The sequence below is a fragment of the Clostridium sp. OM05-9 genome (genome assembly GCF_003481465.1).
Taxonomy (GTDB): Bacteria; Bacillota; Clostridia; order Lachnospirales; family Lachnospiraceae; genus Coprococcus; species Coprococcus ammoniilyticus.
Genome location: NZ_QULF01000003.1, coordinates 390,203 through 409,595, shown reverse-complemented (window position 1 = coordinate 409,595; position 19,393 = coordinate 390,203). Strand labels below are relative to the sequence as shown.

General features: G+C 41.5%; 15 protein-coding genes, 1 pseudogene and 1 other annotated feature. Of the genes and pseudogenes, 7 read left to right on the top strand and 9 right to left on the bottom strand.

From position 1 onward, the window contains the following. Positions 1-253 precede the first annotated feature (253 nt). From DXB77_RS07295 to DXB77_RS07285, 3 genes are all read right to left on the bottom strand, one after another. Positions 254-952, bottom strand: coding sequence for a CvpA family protein (locus DXB77_RS07295; protein ID WP_117808663.1), 699 nt, complete (start codon positions 950-952; stop codon positions 254-256). Beyond that, entirely contained in the window at positions 949-2,223 is a 1,275-nt protein-coding gene (locus DXB77_RS07290) for a DUF5711 family protein (RefSeq protein ID WP_117785366.1), read from the bottom strand. Before DXB77_RS07290 ends, DXB77_RS07295 begins: the two co-directional genes overlap by 4 nt. A gap of 70 nt (positions 2,224-2,293) precedes the next feature. Further along, positions 2,294-3,556 carry a LysM peptidoglycan-binding domain-containing protein gene (locus DXB77_RS07285; RefSeq protein WP_182439444.1) on the bottom strand — a complete coding sequence of 421 codons (1,263 nt, stop codon included), beginning with the start codon at positions 3,554-3,556 and terminating at the stop codon, positions 2,294-2,296. A gap of 232 nt (positions 3,557-3,788) precedes the next feature. Between DXB77_RS07285 and yyaC the strand changes: the two genes are divergently transcribed. Then, a complete protein-coding gene (gene yyaC / locus DXB77_RS07280) occupies positions 3,789-4,364 on the top strand; it encodes a spore protease YyaC (RefSeq protein ID WP_021943380.1) in 576 nt (191 codons plus the stop codon). Here yyaC and DXB77_RS07275 read toward each other — a convergent pair. Continuing rightward, positions 4,343-5,458 (bottom strand): hypothetical protein, encoded by a 1,116-nt coding sequence (locus tag DXB77_RS07275; RefSeq protein WP_117822879.1) that lies wholly within the window; start codon positions 5,456-5,458, stop codon positions 4,343-4,345. The genes yyaC and DXB77_RS07275 overlap by 22 nt on opposite strands. Before the next feature lie 271 nt (positions 5,459-5,729). On the opposite strand from DXB77_RS07275, the gene DXB77_RS07270 reads away from it, so the two are divergent. Then, positions 5,730-6,140: a CBS domain-containing protein gene (locus DXB77_RS07270; RefSeq protein ID WP_117808666.1), complete on the top strand. Its 411-nt coding sequence runs from the start codon at positions 5,730-5,732 to the stop codon at positions 6,138-6,140. Between the two features lie 72 nt (positions 6,141-6,212). Here the strand turns inward: DXB77_RS07270 and DXB77_RS07265 are convergent, their stop codons facing one another. Further along, positions 6,213-7,874, bottom strand: a complete 1,662-nt coding sequence (locus DXB77_RS07265; protein ID WP_117808667.1) for a 2-isopropylmalate synthase — start codon at positions 7,872-7,874, stop codon at positions 6,213-6,215. Positions 7,875-7,982: 108 nt separating this feature from the next. Beyond that, positions 7,983-8,221: a binding site (T-box leader), on the bottom strand. 135 nt (positions 8,222-8,356) lie between these two features. Then, positions 8,357-8,506, bottom strand: coding sequence for a hypothetical protein (locus DXB77_RS13010; protein ID WP_021943377.1), 150 nt, complete (start codon positions 8,504-8,506; stop codon positions 8,357-8,359). A gap of 229 nt (positions 8,507-8,735) precedes the next feature. Between DXB77_RS13010 and DXB77_RS07260 the strand changes: the two genes are divergently transcribed. After that, entirely contained in the window at positions 8,736-9,410 is a 675-nt protein-coding gene (locus DXB77_RS07260) for a uracil-DNA glycosylase (protein ID WP_117808668.1), read from the top strand. 138 nt (positions 9,411-9,548) lie between these two features. Here DXB77_RS07260 and DXB77_RS07255 read toward each other — a convergent pair whose 3' ends face one another. Beyond that, positions 9,549-10,205 carry an HD domain-containing protein gene (locus DXB77_RS07255; RefSeq protein WP_021943375.1) on the bottom strand — a complete coding sequence of 219 codons (657 nt, stop codon included), beginning with the start codon at positions 10,203-10,205 and terminating at the stop codon, positions 9,549-9,551. 433 nt (positions 10,206-10,638) lie between these two features. Between DXB77_RS07255 and DXB77_RS07250 the strand changes: the two genes are divergently transcribed. Together DXB77_RS07250 and DXB77_RS07245 are read left to right on the top strand one after the other, a co-directional pair. After that, positions 10,639-12,786, top strand: coding sequence for a Tex family protein (locus DXB77_RS07250; protein WP_118662905.1), 2,148 nt, complete (start codon positions 10,639-10,641; stop codon positions 12,784-12,786). Between the two features lie 133 nt (positions 12,787-12,919). Further along, entirely contained in the window at positions 12,920-14,641 is a 1,722-nt protein-coding gene (locus DXB77_RS07245; RefSeq protein ID WP_021943373.1) for a polysaccharide pyruvyl transferase family protein, read from the top strand. Between the two features lie 157 nt (positions 14,642-14,798). Here DXB77_RS07245 and DXB77_RS07240 read toward each other — a convergent pair whose 3' ends face one another. Next, on the bottom strand, positions 14,799-17,018 hold the full coding sequence (locus DXB77_RS07240; RefSeq protein WP_118662904.1) for a transglutaminase domain-containing protein: 2,220 nt from the start codon (positions 17,016-17,018) through the stop codon (positions 14,799-14,801). A 173-nt stretch (positions 17,019-17,191) separates the two neighbouring features. Next, positions 17,192-18,357, bottom strand: a pseudogene (locus DXB77_RS07235) (thiamine pyrophosphate-dependent enzyme); the annotation flags it as partial. Between DXB77_RS07235 and DXB77_RS07230 the strand changes: the two are divergent. Both DXB77_RS07230 and DXB77_RS13305 read left to right on the top strand, forming a co-directional pair. Next, positions 18,340-18,555 (top strand): LysR family transcriptional regulator, encoded by a 216-nt coding sequence (locus DXB77_RS07230; protein WP_118662903.1) that lies wholly within the window; start codon positions 18,340-18,342, stop codon positions 18,553-18,555. The pseudogene DXB77_RS07235 and the gene DXB77_RS07230 sit on opposite strands and share 18 nt — an antisense overlap. Beyond that, on the top strand, positions 18,531-18,944 hold the full coding sequence (locus tag DXB77_RS13305) for a LysR family transcriptional regulator substrate-binding protein (protein WP_118662902.1): 414 nt from the start codon (positions 18,531-18,533) through the stop codon (positions 18,942-18,944). The genes DXB77_RS07230 and DXB77_RS13305 overlap by 25 nt, the downstream gene beginning before the upstream one ends. Positions 18,945-19,393 lie beyond the last annotated feature (449 nt).

The window sequence follows — 19,393 nt, the reverse complement described above, 5'->3', positions numbered from 1 at the left end:
CATCAGCGACAACTTCTATATGTTATCACATTCAGTGTTCTTTGTCAACAACTTTTTTAATTTCTTTTTTGATGTTCTGCATGCTTTCCAGATGAGAATCATCATGAAATTATTTGTCGTTGTTTGTTGCTGTCTCGAACAGCAACTCCGATATATTAACACATATCGTTAATGTTTGTCAACAACTTTTTCAATTATTTTCAATCTTTTTTTGTTGCTCAAGCTGTTCTCGCGACCAGCAAGTGATACTATACTAAATCTTTTCCAAGATGTCAACTATTATTTTCAAAAAAATGTCTTTTTTGTAAAGCCATGCCAAAAGCGGACTTTCATCGATCATCTGTATGACCTGATATGCCCAGCTAAATGTTGACAACAGCGTCACAATCCCCATAAAGATCCAGACAATCAGGATTCCCTGTCCGGCACCAAATATTGCACCTCCGGCTTTGTTAATGCTTTTTACGATTGGTATATAGTTTGCAACATCAAGCACCATAATCAATATATGAAGAAGAAGCAACAGCACCAGGAGTGTAAGCACATAGGAAATTCCCCGCATTACCATCGCTGTTAAAGACTTTGCAATATAACTGCATACATTATCCACCCCACTCTCCAGGAACGTTTCTCCGTTGCAGTTTGCAATCAGCCAGCCTTTCACATTATCCGGAAGGTCCAGATTTTCTATCGTATCAATCTCTTCATTTCTTGTTGCCGTCTTTGTTTCTTCCGGCAGTTCAAATTTTTCTATGATTTTCTGTTCTATGACATCATCCAGAACGGTATACTGACACAACAGTTTATTCACGCCAGGATATAATATAGCAGTAAGAAGAACTGCCAGCACAATTCCTATCGCGCTGGCAGCACTTTTAAAAAAGCCTTTTCTATATCCACGAAATACCAGTAGCAAAATAAATGCCAGAATTCCGAGAACTAACAGATTCATTTTTTCTCCTTTTCGTTCTTTAACTTTAATTTGATCACCTGGGTTTCATTTTCAAATATCGCAATATACTCCAGCTTATTTTTGGATGGCACAATATTGATCAGATTCTTATTAAAGGTCGTTGCAAACTTTCTTGCTCCATTCAGATAATAAATACTGCAGTCGAATTCCCCCGAAATGATAAGTTCATCATCTGTTGCATATATATTGGAAAATGAATTGTTATAATCCGTTTCTGCTGTCAGCTTACCACTCATATCATAGATATAGATATGGTATCTGTTGTCACTATCTTCGTTATCTGCCGTGATATAACCCAGATATTTTGTATTTGCAAATACACCAAGCATCTCACGGTTCTCCAGATTGATCTCCGCTTTTTCACTTGGTTTTTCAGACATGGCGTATACAACGATCTTATTATCACCAAAACAGACAACTGTGTCATTGTCTACAAAATCTATGTATGGAAATATGGTGTCATCAAAGGTAAAGCCACCCATCAGACGATCCGCATTCTCATTCTGTCCCACAGATCCGAAATTATAGGCTGCAAGATAATCCGGCACAGAAGTCCCGTCTACCTTCACATAACTGGTAAATAACTTGGCTCCGTCATCTGATATTGCAATATCCAGCGGATACCCACTGTTCTCGATCGATGTCTTCATCTCATATATACTCTTGCTGTCTTTATCGTAAGCATTGATATAATTTTCTTTTTCTCCCGACAGGATCACTACATAAACGCCCTGTGCTGCCACGTCGATATTGGTAATATCATAGTTCAGTGTCTGGTTACTGACCTTACCGGATTTATTAAATACATACACATCTCTGCCATTCAGATCTGCAACTGCAGCATAGTCTCCATTTACAACTACCTGCGGCATCTTCATGGAATAGCTGCAGTCCCAGACAGTATTACCACTCTGATCAATATAGGATACTCCATCTTTTGTTACCTTCAGGACATTATCACTGAACAATACATAATTGGCTATATTATCTCCGGATGTCTCGGTAGATGTCACCACGTCATATGCTCTATATTCTCTTGTGCTGATGTATCTGCGCACGGATACGATCGTTACCGCTGCAATTAATATCACAAGTAAAAGGATCAGCAGCTTTAATCTTCCTGACATTCCTGGTGTTACTTCTATTATGTTGCTGTCTGTATCCTGTGTCCTGTCCTGTTTTTCAAAACGACGTTTCCCAAAAGCAGGTTTTCTTTTTTTATTCAGTTCTTCAGTTGTTTCTTTTGTCATACTATACCTCTATATTATCTGCAATTTTAAATAAGAGTTTTTCTTTTCACATGTGGACAGTATATCATTTTTAGTTTACAGATGGAATAGCTATTTTTTCCCCCGGATAGATTGTATCTCCTTCTTTAATTCCATTTGCATTCATCAGGGCATCCACATATTCCGGAGACTTGTACATCTTGACCGAAATACTCATCAATGTATCTCCTTCTTTAATCGTATAATACTGCAGAATTCCCTCTGCCATTGTCTCCTGGGTATTTTCCTGAGTATTGTCCTGTGAAGTTGTCTGTTCCGTTGTTATCAGACTCTCTGTATCCGGTTGATCTACCTGCGTTTTGTTCTGTGCCCCATTTGATCCTGTTACTCCTGCCTTATCTGTGCCGACAGACTCTGTCTGCGTTTCCGTAACAGCCGATGTTCCGGCAGTCGTACTGTCTATATCTTTTGTATATATTGTCTGTTCTGTATTGCTGTTTGAAAATACCTGTACCCCGGAATCTCCATTTTCCAGTTCCATTTTTCGGATCGTAGATTCGATGTTCTTCATTTTATCATAGTTTCCGGATACAACAACTCCCATGGATAGTACAAATAAAGCTGCAAAAGAGGCTACTGCATACCGGACATAGGTGCGGTTCTTCTTTGGTTTTTCAGGTGTGTCACCGCGCATGGCGCGGAAATTCTTTACAAGCTCCGCATCCTTCCGTACTGCTGCGTTCTGCTTGTCCTCACAGGACATATTCTTACGGCTGATAATGTAGCTCTGCATTGCTTCATTTCTGACATAATAAATATAGTATCCACGTTGCCGCATCAGCCGGTTCTTCTCACATACATAAAAGGCATCATCACATTCCAGAGAATCCATAACAAACAGTACCTTATCTCTTCCCCGAAAATTTTCCAGATGAAGTCTGGTAATCTTGTCATTGATTTCTGTTGAAAATCCCATCCTGGATAAAAACCATCCCACAACTGACAGATTTTCAAAATATTTATTGATATCCGCATAGAGCTTGCTCCAGATATGATCATCAAATTTAATCTGTTCTACATCAAACTCCAGATTCTGTGCTTCTACCGCTCCACTGATGAACAAGGTCTCTGTATCCCCGTCTTTAAAATATTCTCCAAGCAGGATCGCACCGCGGGAGGTTGTATTTCCCGGCTCTGCAATCTTGCGAAGAAATGTCATTACATAATCTTCTATGTATATCTTCTTTTTATCCGGGGCATTTCCTATCTGTCTGATATTCTTTGGCATTCTGTAGTGACCATCATTTTTTGCATTTTTTTCTGCTGTCGCCTTGTCATATACAATCTCTATCATGATAACACTCCCCATTCTTTTATTTACTTTCGTTCTATCGAAAGTTCTCTATTTTGAGATTAATTCTGATAATAGCATTCCAGATAGCCTGTACTTATCAAATTTTGTCAACAGATCCTGCAATCCATATTTTTTCTTTTTTATTATTTCGACATTTTATTTTTCAGCTTTGTGTAAACTTTATCAATCCTGGTAATACTTTATAGTAAGATACATTTTCTGGAAGGTGTTTATGAATATCAGCAAAAAACAAACGAAACGAAAAACTGAATATTTTGATCCCAGCCGTAGCCATACCTGTAAAGCACTTGGGGATAAGATCATAGAAATGATATATGAAATGGATGGTGCTTCCAAGGATATCATCGTTATCTGCATCGGCACAGACCGCGCAACCGGAGATGCCCTTGGTCCTCTGGTCGGTGATTATATCCTGGCTCACAACACAACCTATCAGGTTGCAGGCACGCTGCAATACCCTGTCCATGCTTTAAATATCAAGGATACCATCGAACACATTTATGCGGACTTTGACAATCCTTTTGTGATTGCTGTCGATGCCTCTCTTGGCATGTCAAAGGACATGGGACTGGTCACGCTCACCAACTCCCACCTTTTTCCCGGAAAAGGCGTAAATAAAAAACTTCCGGCAATAGGCGATATGTCCATTACCGGAATTGTGAATCTGTCTGGTCATACCGGAGCAAATCTTCTCCAGAATACCAGATTATATACAGTTAAACAAATGGCAGAATACATCGGAAAGGCTTTGATCTATGCCGATCATCATCTGTCATCTCCCTTATAAACTTTGATAGCCTCAGATACTGTACTTGCTGATCCTTCTTCCATAATTGAGATCAGATCAGATAATTTCTCTTCTGTACAAAAATCCTTTCCGAGATATGTTTCATATTTGTTCGTGATCATAAGCTCGTATTCAGATATCTTCTTCTGCGTATCACCGAAATCATTTTCCAGTGTATCACGTTCGGATTTCAACCGGTCCAGTTTCTCTTTTCTGCGTCCGGTAATCTCATCCGTAATCAACTGCTTGGTTTCTTTCTCGAATGTACGAAGCGCATCCAGTTTTTCATCACTGATCACTCCACCTGCATCCTCTAATTCCTGAATCTTTTTATCATATTTACCCAATCTGTAAATACTCTCATCCTTATCCTTTGCAATTGAATTCTTGATTGCTTTTACAGCCTTCTCATTGGCTATGATCTTATCGCGGGTTCTTCTTCCCTCCCGGATCAAATCCCTATGTTTCACCTTTGTCAGGTTAAATACAATAAAATAAATAATAAACTCAGCAATTATGATCAATGCTGCAATCAACACGCACATTGCAGTATGACTTCCTGTCTTAAACTTTGTATTCATCAAAACCGCTATCACTGCTGCAGGAATTCCTCCACATGCAACCAAAAGAATTACAAACAGCTCCAGAAATTCGCTCATGCCTTTTGGGGAAAACAGACAATAATACATCTTCGTATTACAAAACGGCGGAACATGGTTCTTTTTGAATAAGGTCTTGATAGTCGCATTCAGCTGACGATTCTCCTCCCGGATATCTGCCGTCTCCTTATTGATCCTATCTTCCATTCTCTGGCTTTTCTTTTTATCCTTCTTCGTCTGCACTTGACGGATCTTGGAATTATTTACATCGATCTGTCTGTCATAGCTTGCAGCGATCTGTTCTTTTCTTTTCTTTAACGTGGCACTGATCTCATCGCCGGTCGCCCGTTCTTCCCGGACGATTGCCCGTTTATTCTTCTTCTGGAGCAGTTTGATCTCCTCCAGCTTATCTTTTAAATCTTCTAATTCGGAGATTGTATCACGTGCTTCAATCAGGTATTCCTGATCTTCATCATATACGTTATCCGCAGCCATAGTTTTCCTCCTGTCTGTAAATGTACACGCACAAGCCTGCACTATATTTATTTTAACAAATAACCCCTTATTAAACAACCAGAAGTTTTTTCTCTGGTTTCTCTGTAATCTGTCACACTTTTTTCAAACAAAATTAAGAGAATGTAAATTGCAAACCGTGTCCACTTCTTCTATAATAGAAAAAACAACTACCGGTACAACAAAAACAATACCGGCAGATATGACTTTTAAACAGCATATATTTTACATAAAGGAGGATTTAACCTGACCTATGAATATTTTATTTTTTCTGACTCCCAAGAGCGAGGTTGCATTTATAGAAAATACATTTACTTTAAGACAGATTCTTGAAAAGATGGAGATCCATCGATATTCAGCAATCCCGATTCTGTCGGGTAACGGCGAATATGTCGGAACAATCACCGAGGGTGATATTCTCTGGTTCTGCAAGAAAGCCGGATTAAACCATCTGTCCGAATCTGAAGATATCCATCTGTCCGACATTCCGAAAAAATTCGAATATGCCTCCGTATCAATCAACTCAAACATGGAAGATCTGATTGCCCGTGCAATGGCACAGAACTTTGTTCCGGTAGTCGACGACCACAACAAGTTCATCGGTATCGTAACCCGAAAAGATATTATCGGCTACTGCTATAAAAAGCTGAGCCAGACTTCATAGTCTTTTTTCAAAAAAATTAAAAAGCCATCCAACCGATACTATTATTATACCGGCTGAATGGCTTTTTATTTATTATAACACGCCTGTTCTGTTGATTGCTGAGATTAAGGCATATACAGATGCATCAATAATATCATCCTTAATGCCTGCACCCCAGGTAACTATTCCATCTTTTCCTTCCAGACCTACATAAGCGACTGCCTGTGAGTTAGAGCCAACCTGTAATGCATGCTCCTCATAGCAGATGATCTTGAAGTCAATGTCAAAATGCTTTTTAATTGCATTGCTGACAGCATCCAGACGTCCATTTCCTTTACCATGATATACTTTCTTCTCACCATATTTCATGATCGTGATCTCCGTTGAGATTCCATCGCCCTGCACAAAATGGCATTCTAACATCTGAACCGGACCTTCGATATTGACATATGTACGCTGGAAAATATCCAGTACTTCTGCAGCGGATAATTCTTTATGTGCCTTATCGGATACATCTTTAACTGTGTATCCAAGGTCTTCACGGAATTTGGCCGGAAGATCAAAGCCATACTTGGACTGAAGAATATAACCGATTCCACCCTTTCCTGACTGACTGTTGATACGGATAACATCTCCGTCGTACTTTCTTCCGATGTCTTCCGGATTCAGAGGCAGGTATGGTACTGTCCACATGCCGTCTCCCTGATCTTCTCTGTACTTCATACCCTTTGCGATCGCATCCTGATGAGATCCTGAGAATGCTGCAAAGACTAATTTACCTGTATATGGAGAACGCTCGTATACATGCATATTTGTCACGCGCTCATATAATTCTGTCAGCTTTGGAATGTCGGACAGATCCAGTTCAGGATCTACTCCATGTGTAAACATGTTCATCGCAAGTGTGATGATATCTACATTACCGGTTCTTTCACCATTTCCAAATAAAGTTCCCTCGATTCTGTCTGCACCTGCAAGAATACCAAGCTCCGCATCTGCTACGCCACAGCCACGGTCATTGTGCGGATGTAAGGACAGGATAACATTTTCTCTGTCAATCAGATGTTCGCTCATGTACTCGATCTGACTTGCATATACATGTGGCAGTGACATCTCTACGGTTGCAGGAAGGTTGATGATAACCTTACGATCCGGGGTAGGCTTCCATTCTTTAATAACTGCATTACATACTTCCAGTGCATAATCGATCTCTGTTCCGGTAAAGCTCTCCGGTGAATATTCAAATGGATAGTTCACTCCATGTTCTTCTGCCATCTGATTCAACAGTTTTGCTCCATCGACAGCAAGCTGTAAAATCTCTTCTTGGGATTTCTTAAATACCTGTGTTCTCTGTGCATAAGATGTTGAATTATACAGGTGAACGATTGCATTCTTTGCGCCGTCAATTGCTTCAAATGTCTTCTTAATAATATGTGGTCTTGCCTGTGTCAGTACCTGAATGGTTACATCATCCGGTATCATATCCTTCTCGATCAGGGTACGGCAGAACTCATATTCTGTTTCTGATGCTGCAGGGAAACCGATCTCGATCTCTTTGAAACCGATTCGTACAAGTTCCTTGAAGAACTCCAGTTTCTCATCCAGATTCATCGGAACGATCAGTGCCTGATTTCCATCTCTTAAATCTACACTACACCAGATCGGTGCCTTATCAACGTATTCCTTTTCTACCCATTTTGTAGACTTTTCCGGCGGCATATAGTAGCCTCTTTTGTAATGCTCAAAATTCTTCATGTTTAACCTCCTGTTTCTGTTTTCTGTATAAGCTCCTGTAACGGCTTTTGTTCTCCGATTCATATATTACATAAAATATGGCAATAAAAAAACCTACATCTCATCACCTATAGAGACGTAAGTTATACGCGGTACCACTCTATTTCATACATGTTGTATGCTCTCGTTACAGATACAGATAGAATCTCTTATATCCTCCTGCTATAATGGTCAGGTTCCATCCCATCCTACTTCCTTTCAGCGGGCTACTCTGAGGCGAGTTCAAATCTGTTCCACTGTTGTCTCACACCAACCGGCAACTCTCTGAATGCTTCATAGATTCTACTATTCCTCTTCATCGTATTATCTGTATCGACTTTAACACAGTGTCTCGCTGTCTGTCAACCCCATTTTTACAGAAAAACTCCGTCATGAAAAGATCTGCAAAAAATATGCACGCGGCAACTGTTCTTCCTGTATCCGCGTGCATAGGATTGTCATTCCTACCATACAATATGACGTTTGTTCTTCAAGAGACAACCGCCTGATGCGATCATCAATATACCGGATGCAAGTCCAAGCACCAGAACCACTACGCCTAATGCAATATTTATTGCGCCTGAAGTTTTCATTGTCTTATATGCTTTCTCCATTTTCAGCACCCCTTCTGCAAAAATTTCATTTGAAAAGATGATACCACAAAGTCTCTCACCTGACAATGTTTCAGAGTAAAATTACACCTTAAAATTTACATTAAATATTCTTTATGTTACACTATTTTTAAAAATGAACACATATGATACTCTTTTTATTTTCAGAATGCAGAATGTCGTCTCGAAATGAAAAACGTATCCTATACACTATAGATAAGGAGTCTGAATTATGCCAGCTATTTCAAATGACTGGGCTCCGGAACTGAAGCCCGAATATAAAAAAGAATATTATAAAGAACTGTTTAATTTTGTCGGACATGAATATGCCACAAGAGAGATCTTTCCTCCTGCCGATGATATATTCAATGCGTTCCATCTGACACCATTATCAAAGGTCAAATGTGTTATCATCGGTCAGGATCCTTACCACAACGTAGGGCAGGCGCATGGTCTGAGTTTCAGCGTAAAGCCGGGTGTCGACATCCCGCCTTCTCTTGCTAATATCTATCAGGAGCTTCACGATGACCTTGGCTGCTATATACCCAATAATGGTTATCTTGTCAAATGGGCAGAGCAGGGTGTCCTGATGTTAAATGCTGTTCTGACCGTCCGGGCGCATCAGGCAAATTCCCATCAGGGACATGGCTGGGAACAATTTACAGACGCCTGTATGGAGATCTTAAACCGCCAGGATCGTCCGATCGTATTCATCTTATGGGGATCGTATGCACAAAAAAAAGCTTCGATGTTAAACAATCCGAATCATCTGATCTTAAAAGCTCCGCATCCAAGTCCGTTATCTGTCTATCGTGGTTTCTGGGGAAGCAAGCCTTTCAGCAAAACGAACAACTTCCTGACCGAGCACGGTGTTGAACCGATCGACTGGCAGATTGAAAACATATGACAATAAATCTGCCAAGCAAATAAGCAACGTGTCTGTATAAAGACAACGCTGCTTATTTATTTGGCAGATAAACAGATATGCGCAAGAAGGGCGAATAGCTGTACGATTTCGAAAGTCCGACGGACAGAGAAATCGGTATTATTGAATTGTCTCCCGCTTCTTGTCCAGTTCTGCCTGAACAACAGCAAGTTGTTCGATAATTTTATCTTTTAACATAGATATCTCGGAAGCATAGTTCTCTCCCAGATTGTCTTTTACCTGTTCTAACCGGTCAAGGATATCGGTATAAGTCTGATTTACTTTTCTCTGGATCCATTTGCGATTGGATACAAAAAGGATAGTTCTTAGATTATGCAGTCTGTCTGCAAGTTTGATCATGACCACCTGTGCCGGGGCGTGGTCAAATAGACGTTTTGAATAGTCAGAGAAGGTCTCTCCTTCAAGTTTACTTAATAAATATACATGATCCCTGATATCCGTACCAAAGATCTTTTCAATATCTTCAAATGTACAGTCCGTATCTTCTACCGTATCATGCAATAACGCAACTACAAGTACAGTTTCATCCTCTACATGGCATTCGTCCTTTAATATATGGTAAACGCCAAGAATATGTTCATCATAATACGGCACTTTGCCATCTCTTCCAAGACGTGTCTGCCCCTGATGACATTGCCTGGCAAATGCCATTGCAGTCTTCACGCAATCTGCTTCTGCTGCTTCTGTCTGACAGCCACATTCTTCTATATAAGAAATTGTTTCATTCCTGTCTGCTGTATTTGTAAAACCCTGCATGTTCTGCTCCATTCTGTACCTTAACTGGTATTTAATATGACATAACCGGACATGTCCACCCGCACCTTGTATCTATTTCAGTATAACACAGCCGCCCATATCTTTCCAGCAAATCTGTCATTTTATAGATACTTCATTTTTTCATCTGCTTCGTTTTTCTGTCTTGTACTTTTCCATAATTTGTCTGTCTCCAAGCTTGAATCCTGCCGGAATTTCGCATATACTAGATTCTGCTTTCCCGTAATATTCAACTATATAATGTTCCAACCTGTCCGTGCGGGTTGCAACAAGCGGACTTGAACGCACAATATATATGTCATTGCACTATATTCGGTTGTTCTCGTATCACCAGATCCGCATCAGAACACACATTATATACATGGCATTGCCTGTTACGGTGAATGATACAAATTAAGAAAGAGGTTTCACGATTATGGATATTATTTTGAAAATCAGTCAGGAACTTATGTGCCGGCAGGAGCAGGTAGCTGCTGCCGTTAAATTGATAGATGAGGGATGCACGATCCCTTTTATTGCAAGATACAGAAAGGAAGCTACCGGTTCTTTAAACGATGAACAGCTTCGTACTCTGGATGAACGGCTCACTTATCTCAGAGGACTGGAAGACCGGAAGGAAAAGGTCATCGCTTCGATCGAAGAACAGGGCATGCTGACCGATGAACTAAAGAAGTCAATTCTGGCTGCTGAAACACTCGTTGCAGTGGAAGATCTGTATCGTCCTTATAAACCAAAGAGAAAAACGCGTGCGACAATCGCACAGAGCAAAGGTCTTACCGGACTTGCCAACATCATCTCCCTTCAGATGACAAATAAGCCGATTCCGGAGGAAGCACTGGCTTATGTATCCGAGGAGAAAGAAGTCCACTCTGCAGAAGAAGCCATCGCCGGAGCTATGGACATTATTGCAGAATCTATTTCAGATAACGCTAAATATCGTACAGAAATCCGAAGCCTTACAATGGACAAGGGTATTTTAATGACAACTGCCAAGGATCCGGAAGCAGAATCCGTATATGAAATGTATTATGATTTCAGCACACCCGTACGCAAAATGACCGGATACCGTACACTTGCGATCAACCGTGGAGAAAAGGAAAAATTTCTCTCTGTTAAGATTGAAGCACCAGTTGATGAGATCACCGGTTATCTGATCCGTCAGGTGATCGTACGCGACAATCCAAATACAAATGACATTTTAAGGAACACTATAACTGACAGTTATGAACGTCTGATCGCACCTTCTATTGAGCGCGATATTCGAAGCAGTCTGACAGAAGCTGCTGAAGATGGTGCGATCAAGGTATTTGGCAGCAACTTAAAGCAGCTTTTAATGCAGCCACCGATCAATGGTCATGTGGTTCTCGGCTGGGATCCTGCTTTCCGTACCGGATGTAAGCTGGCAGTCGTTGATGCAACCGGAAAGGTGCTCGCCACTAAGGTTATTTACCCAACTGCCCCTCAGAACAAAGTGGAAGAATCCAAGAAGATCTTAAAAGATCTGATCAAGAAATATCATATTTCCCTTATCTCAGTTGGAAACGGTACTGCTTCCCGTGAATCCGAAGCGATCATTGCAGATCTTATCCATGAGCTGGATACAAAGATTCAATATGTGATCGTAAACGAAGCCGGCGCATCCGTCTACTCTGCAAGTAAACTTGCAACAGAAGAATTCCCGAACTTTGATGTAGGCCAGCGTAGTGCTGCTTCAATCGCAAGAAGACTTCAGGATCCGCTTGCTGAGCTGGTCAAGATCGATCCAAAAGCGATCGGTGTCGGTCAGTATCAGCACGATATGAATCAAAAGAAGCTGACAGAAGCATTAGACGCTGTTGTAGAAGATTCCGTAAATCAGGTCGGTGTCGATCTAAATACCGCTTCCGCTCCTCTGATGGAACATATTTCCGGTATCAACAAAACCCTGGCAAAAAATATCGTAGAATACAGAGAAGCAAATGGACGTTTTAAGAACAGAAAAGAACTGTTAAAGGTTGCTAAACTTGGCCCGAAAGCATTTGAACAGTGTGCCGGATTTATGAGGATCACTGGTGGTACAAATCCACTGGACGCAACCTCTGTCCACCCGGAAAGCTATGAGGTTACTGAAACACTGATCCAGCATCTCGGTTATTCCATGGATGATCTTGCATCCGGTCAGTTAAAGGGCATTACAAAAGCAGCCGGTGATATCAAAGCACTCGCAAAAGAACTGGGTGTCGGAACAGTAACCGTCACCGACCTTGTAAAAGAACTGGAAAAACCAGCCAGAGATCCTAGAAGCGAAATGCCACAGCCGATCCTGCGTGGTGATATCCTTGAAATGAAGGATCTGAAGGAAGGCATGATCTTAAAGGGAACCGTCCGCAACGTAATCGATTTTGGTGCATTTGTCGATATCGGTGTTCATCAGGATGGTCTGGTGCATATCTCCCAGATGTCCGATAAATTCATCAAGCATCCATTGGATGTCGTCAGCGTCGGTGACATCGTAACGGTTAAGGTTATGAGCGTGGATCTTGCCAAGAAACGGATCCAGCTTACAATGAAAGGAATTAACTGATCGATTTTCCACGACAAATGTCTGATTCTGTCTTTTGCGCTTGATTTATATATAATTATAAGATAAAATAAAACTATATGTGGCCTGTTAAGGTTTATAAATTATATGTAAAGTTCAGGGAGGAACTATCGTTTTGAAGATAGGGATTATTTCAATAAATACACATACGAAAGCACTTAATTTTGCGTGTCCTTTACACACATATGCTTTCCAGCAATTTTTATCAGATCATGGCATCGAAAGTACAGTCATTGACTATATGCCTATCTACAATAACAAAGAATACGATCCGGTCTATCCTCTGCATTTTTATCTGCAACATGGCTACAACAAAGCTCTGACAGAAATAATGCCGGAAGGCCTTACAAAAGATGAACAAAAGGTCTGGACACATAAGCATAACCTGAAAATACTTACGATCAATAAATTTGCCAAGTTGTACACGATATGGCCAAAGCGGTATCAGAAATTTGAGAACTTTATCAATGCTCATTATATCCGCACCAAAGAAACCTATCACCATGACGATCTGGATGATCAGAAACTGGATTTTGACTGCTACATCTGTGCTACGGATGTTATCTGGCAGTACAATCCGGATAAAGGCTTTGACCGTGGATTTTTTCTGGCTGCCGAGCCTATGAAAAACGCTCCGAAGATCGGATATGCTGTCAGTCGTGGTGTCTTTAACGGCTGGACAAAAGAACAGGAAAAAGAATTTATCGAATATACAACGCCATTCGAGGCAATCGCTGCGAGAGAGTCAAGCTTTGCCGAACACATTCATGAACTGACGGGGAAAGATGTTCCGGTTGTACTGGATCCTGTATTCTTAAAGGATAAAAAATTCTGGCACGATATTGCGCTCCCGCCCAGAAATCAGGAACGCAAATATGTCCTACTCTACGCTGTAATGGAGCGTGCGATCGACTCCATCCAGAAGGCTCTGGCATTTGCAAAGGAAAAAGGTCTGGAACTTATCATTCTGTCCTCCTATGAAAGCAATGTCCATCTGCCAAAAGAAGGCGATTACAAAGTCATCTATAATGTTGGTCCGGATGAATGGCTTGGATATATAGAACAGGCAGAATACATCTTTACAAATTCATTCCATGCCTGTGCATTCTCGATCTTATTTGAAAAGCAGTTTTATGTTGGTGCAAGACATGGCGATAAGGTTGATACAATCTTAAAAACCTTTGATTTAGAGGATCGCCGTTTTACAAAAACCTATGACAGTACAAAATCAGCAAAACCGATCGATTATAGCAAAGTTGGTCAGCTTCTGGAGGAAAAACGAAAAGCCTCCGGTGATTTCATACTGAATGCGATCCATTCTGTTGAAAAGAAATACAATCTGGCAGATACGCATTTTAAGAAGGAACCATTTAACCTGATCTATGCTTCCTCTGCTAAGAATAAAAATCTTGTCTGTCGGTTATTTACTTTTGGATTGAACAAATCAATCCGGGAAAAATCGATTGAATTTCGTCCAAATGAGAAATATGACGGCAACGCAGTTGTAAAACTGGCAAAGAATCCATTCCGTTATAAAGGCTTTACCTTCCTTGGATGGTATTGCCGTACAACTTTTCACGGTATCTACAAATGGTACTGTACGGACGGACAGTTCCACACCGCAGCCGAGATTCTATATCATGATGATATCGAATTATGTCGTTTTCAGGATCAGGAACAGACGGATGCCTTTACAAGGAATCGTTTCCTGACCGGAAATTCATTCTTCCTGCAGGCGGTATGGCAAAATAATGAAAACGGACATATTATTCCGAATATCGAGCGAAGCCTGCGTGCCTCTTTCAAAGAATATATGGTACAGGCTCGTAAAAAATAAATAATGATCCGGATTTTATCGGATAGAAACACAGGAGACCGTGTACAACTCATGCTTGTATACTGTCTCCTGTTTTAATTCGTCTTTATTTCTATTTTTTGATTCTTTTTTATTTTGTCGGTTCTTTGCCCTCGTTTATATTCTGAACAAGCACGTGTCATCTGGCAAGATAGGTCTGTGCTGTCTGCTGATATATAACCATAGCTTTCATAACCTGTTCCAGCGTGCTTCCATATGTCTGAGCCGACAACACCGTATACGCATAACTTAAAACACCATATGTTATCGCTCCACTCTCTCCTGCTGCCAATGTATTCATCTGTGTAATGTTCTGAATATGCACGGCAGGAATTTCTATATAAAACATATTGGATCCGACGGATACCGGAGTTACTGCATTTCCATTTAAGGTAAATGTTATATCACTCAGCTCCACATCACCTGCTTTTGTAAAATAATGACGGATCAGTGTTCCTGAACGTAGCACCAAGGAGCTTCCATAATAGGAAATTCCATCCGGCATATTTCCTGCCTGCACGGACTGATAGGATGCAAGTGCAGTCAGATCCATGCTTCCTATCTGACGTTCCGTCTCCGGCAGAATTGCATTTGCCAGATCACCGGTATGATAACCAAACAATTCCTGTGCGGCAGTTCCGTAATTCAGCATTGCCTTCACGACCGGAAGTTCTGCTGTATAGGTACTGCTCCGGTCTAACATATATCCCGCATAATCCTGAACCGAATATCGATATATTGTTCCGCAGGCAGTTCCATCGGACAGAAATACCTGTGCCCGGATATCATCCGCCATCTCCTTTGCTGCCACATAACAGGTAAATACATAATACTGTTTTCCATTTACTGTCTGCTTCTCTGCATCCGTCACCTTCTGTTGCGTTGTGCTTCCATCCGGCATCGTAAATTTCATATATGCGCCGCTGTCATTTAAAACTGTATTTGTAAACCGCAGATAAAAGCAGATCCCCGTCTCCTCCTCCAGCCGGAGCGAATATCCGGCAAGTAATGCGCTCATACCATCTAACATTGCATTACACAGATCACAGATTCCATCTTCATCCTGATCTTCATGATACAGGTCTGTACTCAGCTCCGGATAGACAAATTCATATGCTCCATTTGCATCCCAGGCACCTTCTGCTATATGACAGCTCCCGAAATCGGTCTTTGCAAAATGATCCGGCTTCGTTGCATATCCAACCAAAAAGAAATCATAATAGGTCCGGCTGGTCTGGTCATCCCAGGTCGCATCTACTCCATACCAGATACCGTCCTCCATCTGAACCAAATCCCACATATGGGCTCCACCGGTATCTGTCACTCCGGTCACAAGCACACATGGTATTCCATATGCATCGCACAACAGCTTAAAGCCTCTGGAATATCCTGCACAGACCGTCTCCACCGTTCCATCACCATTCGTGTCACGAAATGCACTGTAAGCCGATTGATATTCACTGCTTGTCGTATTAGATTTTGCATAGGATGTACTGTTACAGATATAATCATGAATCTCTTTTATGGTCTGATATCTGGATGTACTTCCCGCGAGCTTCTTATTGATCGATTCCGTTGCCTCCGACACGATCGTATCCATCTCCGCCTTTGTTGCATTCACCGATGGTTCTTTGATATAGGTCGTAATACATGGAACTGTTACATCCTTTACCATACTGTTATTCTCATCCAGCTCAGACGAATAATATGAAATTCCATTTATTTTGTATGACATATAATAGGTTGCACCCGACAGCCAGCTAAGCTCCGGATGGTCATAGATCAGAGCAAGAAATGCCGGAGTCAGCATGTCACGTTCCCAGCTCAGCACCTGTGGATGAAAGGTATCCGGCATGACCATCTTATTATCCGATGTGATCGTAATCTTCTGATCCTTCCACACGCTGGAATAATTCAACGTGATCGTACTCGTTGTAGAGCCATCTTTATAGGCATCATATAAGATATTATAGATTTCTTTTGACACATCATCCAACTGATCATAATACCGGTCCGTTGCTGTCCTGTCTTCCCGAAGATTATAGGCGGATATTCCATTTCCCATCGTGACCGCATTTACGTCACCCAGGATTTCTTCCCAGCCATACGAATCCTCTTCCGGCTCCGCAACCAAGATCTCATCTTTATCTGTTTCTTCTTGTCGATCTTCAACCTGTATAGATGTATCCGCTTCTTCCTCTGTCTGTTCTTCCGTTCCTGACAGAGTATCGTGCGTTTTATCTGTTGTTATATCTGCCATTGTTGTTCCCGCTGCAAATACGGTTCCGCCGCCCGTTGCCGCCGCTGCGATCATGGCAAGCCCTGCCACAAATATTTTCAGTTTCCTATATCTTCTCATAGCATCACCCCTGTATCAATCTGCTGTGCATCCAGTCTGTGCACCCTCTTGTTTTATACTGTATTCCGTACCTTTTATACTGGTTCTATTTTATCATAGATGGTAAGAGGATACTATGAGATTTTTTATTTCTAAATAGCTGCATGATGTGCTTCGCGCATTTCATACATTTATCATTCCAATTCTGCGATCATCTGTTTTAAGTGTTCCGTCAGTTTTGTATTCTCTGCATAGTCAACCGGGCAGTCAATGATACAGACTTTACCAGATGCAAATGCCTGTTCCAGAACATCCTTCAAATCTTCTGTTTTATCTACACGAAGTCCAACTGCATGCATACTCTCTGCCATTTTTACAAAATCCGAATTTGTAAAATCTACAAAACAGTGATCGCCAAACCGGTCATCCTGTTTCCATTTGATCAAACCATAGCTGTCATCCCGCATGACCAGAACGACGATCGGAACATTCATCCGAACAGCTGTTTCAATCTCCTGACAATTCATCATGAAACCACCATCACCTGTAACAGCAAGTACCTTTCTTTCCGGATATAACATCTTCGCTGCGATTGAACCGGGAACCGCTATACCCATCGTTGCAAAACCATTTGAGATCAGACAGGTATTTGGCTCATAGCAGTTATAATGTCTGGATATCCACATCTTATGGGCTCCAACATCAGATACCAGAATATTCTCCTTACCCATAACGGATCGGATATCGCAGACGGCCGTGAATCAATATGAATGATCTTGTGGTCATCCTTCAGATTCCATTTAATCGGTGCAAACTCCGTCAACGCTTTTGATGCCTTTGCCCTGACAGCCGAATGTCCTGCAAGAATGACCGGATGCTCTGCCTGGAAGATCGCAGCAGCGGCATGTTCAATGCTTTCAATATCTGCATATTCTTTATTCTTAGGTGCTGTCGTGATAAATTTCCGGGCTACTCCCTCCGGCACTTCTTCCTTTGCAATATCCTCCGGCAGATTGATATGCGTTGCACCCGGTTTCTCACTCTCCGCATATTTGAATGCCAGACGAACGATCTCATTTACAGATTCCGGGCGCATGATCATCTTTGTCCGCTTCGTGATCGGCTTAAATAATGCCTCCAGATCCAGATACTGGTGGGAGGTCAGATGCATCTTATCCGTTCCGAGTTGCCCGGTGATCGCTACAAGTGGAGCACCGTCACTGTTTGCATCTGCCACACCTGTGATCAGATTCGTTGCTCCAGGTCCAAGCGTAGAAAGACACACGCCTGCTTTTCCGGTCAGTCGACCATAAACATCCGCCATAAATGCTGCTCCCTGTTCGTGTCTTGTCGTTATAAATGTATCGAGCAGACGCTGGGTGCAAAATTATTTGAACGAACGACACCACTGAAGCTTACCTATGCCGGAGAACGATTTCTGGACTATGCGAACCGTCTGGTTCAGGCGGAAACAGAAATGATGAGTGAATTTCAGGATATCGCAGATGAACGAAAGGGACAGATCATCTATACCTGCTGGTTACGGATGAATATCTAAAAAATTGTTTCGGACCGGACTTCAGTCACGTCAAGAGCATCCTGATCAGCACCGGAAGGATTCAGGTTCTGGAACCTTGCAATTTTCTTCTCAATAAAACCGGCAATACGATCCGGAGTGCCATGAACAGCATCTTCCAGTCTGAAAAAATGGCTGTCAAGGTTGGTGTGGAATCCAACAATCTGGAAACCTTATATAATCTGTGTATCAACCACTATGGATGCACGGTTTATCCCGGCAATTTTCTGTCTGACCGGAAGCTGACTGACAACCTCAATGTGATCCAGCTTAACTATCCAAGCGCCAGCTATACACTTGGCATCGGCTATATGAACGGGCATTATCTGTCGAATGTCGCAAAAGATCTTATCCGGCTGATGGAGGGGTGATGTGATAGCGTAACCTTGCTTATGGGGTTTGTATCACCCCCGACATAGCACATATGACTCGCTAATGTCATATCATGCTATGCCTTGGTCGATACAAACACCATAAGCAAGGACTGTATTTGAACGCATCTACCCATCATCCACTCTCAACATTTATCTCAGGCAGGCTGATATGCAACGGGATATTTATTAATACTTTCGGCTTACTTCTTTGGATTATCTATCGCAGGTCGTCAATGGAATTTATAAGGGAGATTTTGATAGAATGCATAATCTGCCAGATATAGCCGCAAGTCGCCTATTTTCTTGGTTTTTTCGTCATTTTGACTGTGCTTTCGTAGTAGCGTTATAAGCCGGCCTATGGTACAATTGATATAAGCATATCAAGAAAATGGTATGTTGGAATTTAGGGTTATGGAGCCGGATATACAGGTATAGAATTAACGTTT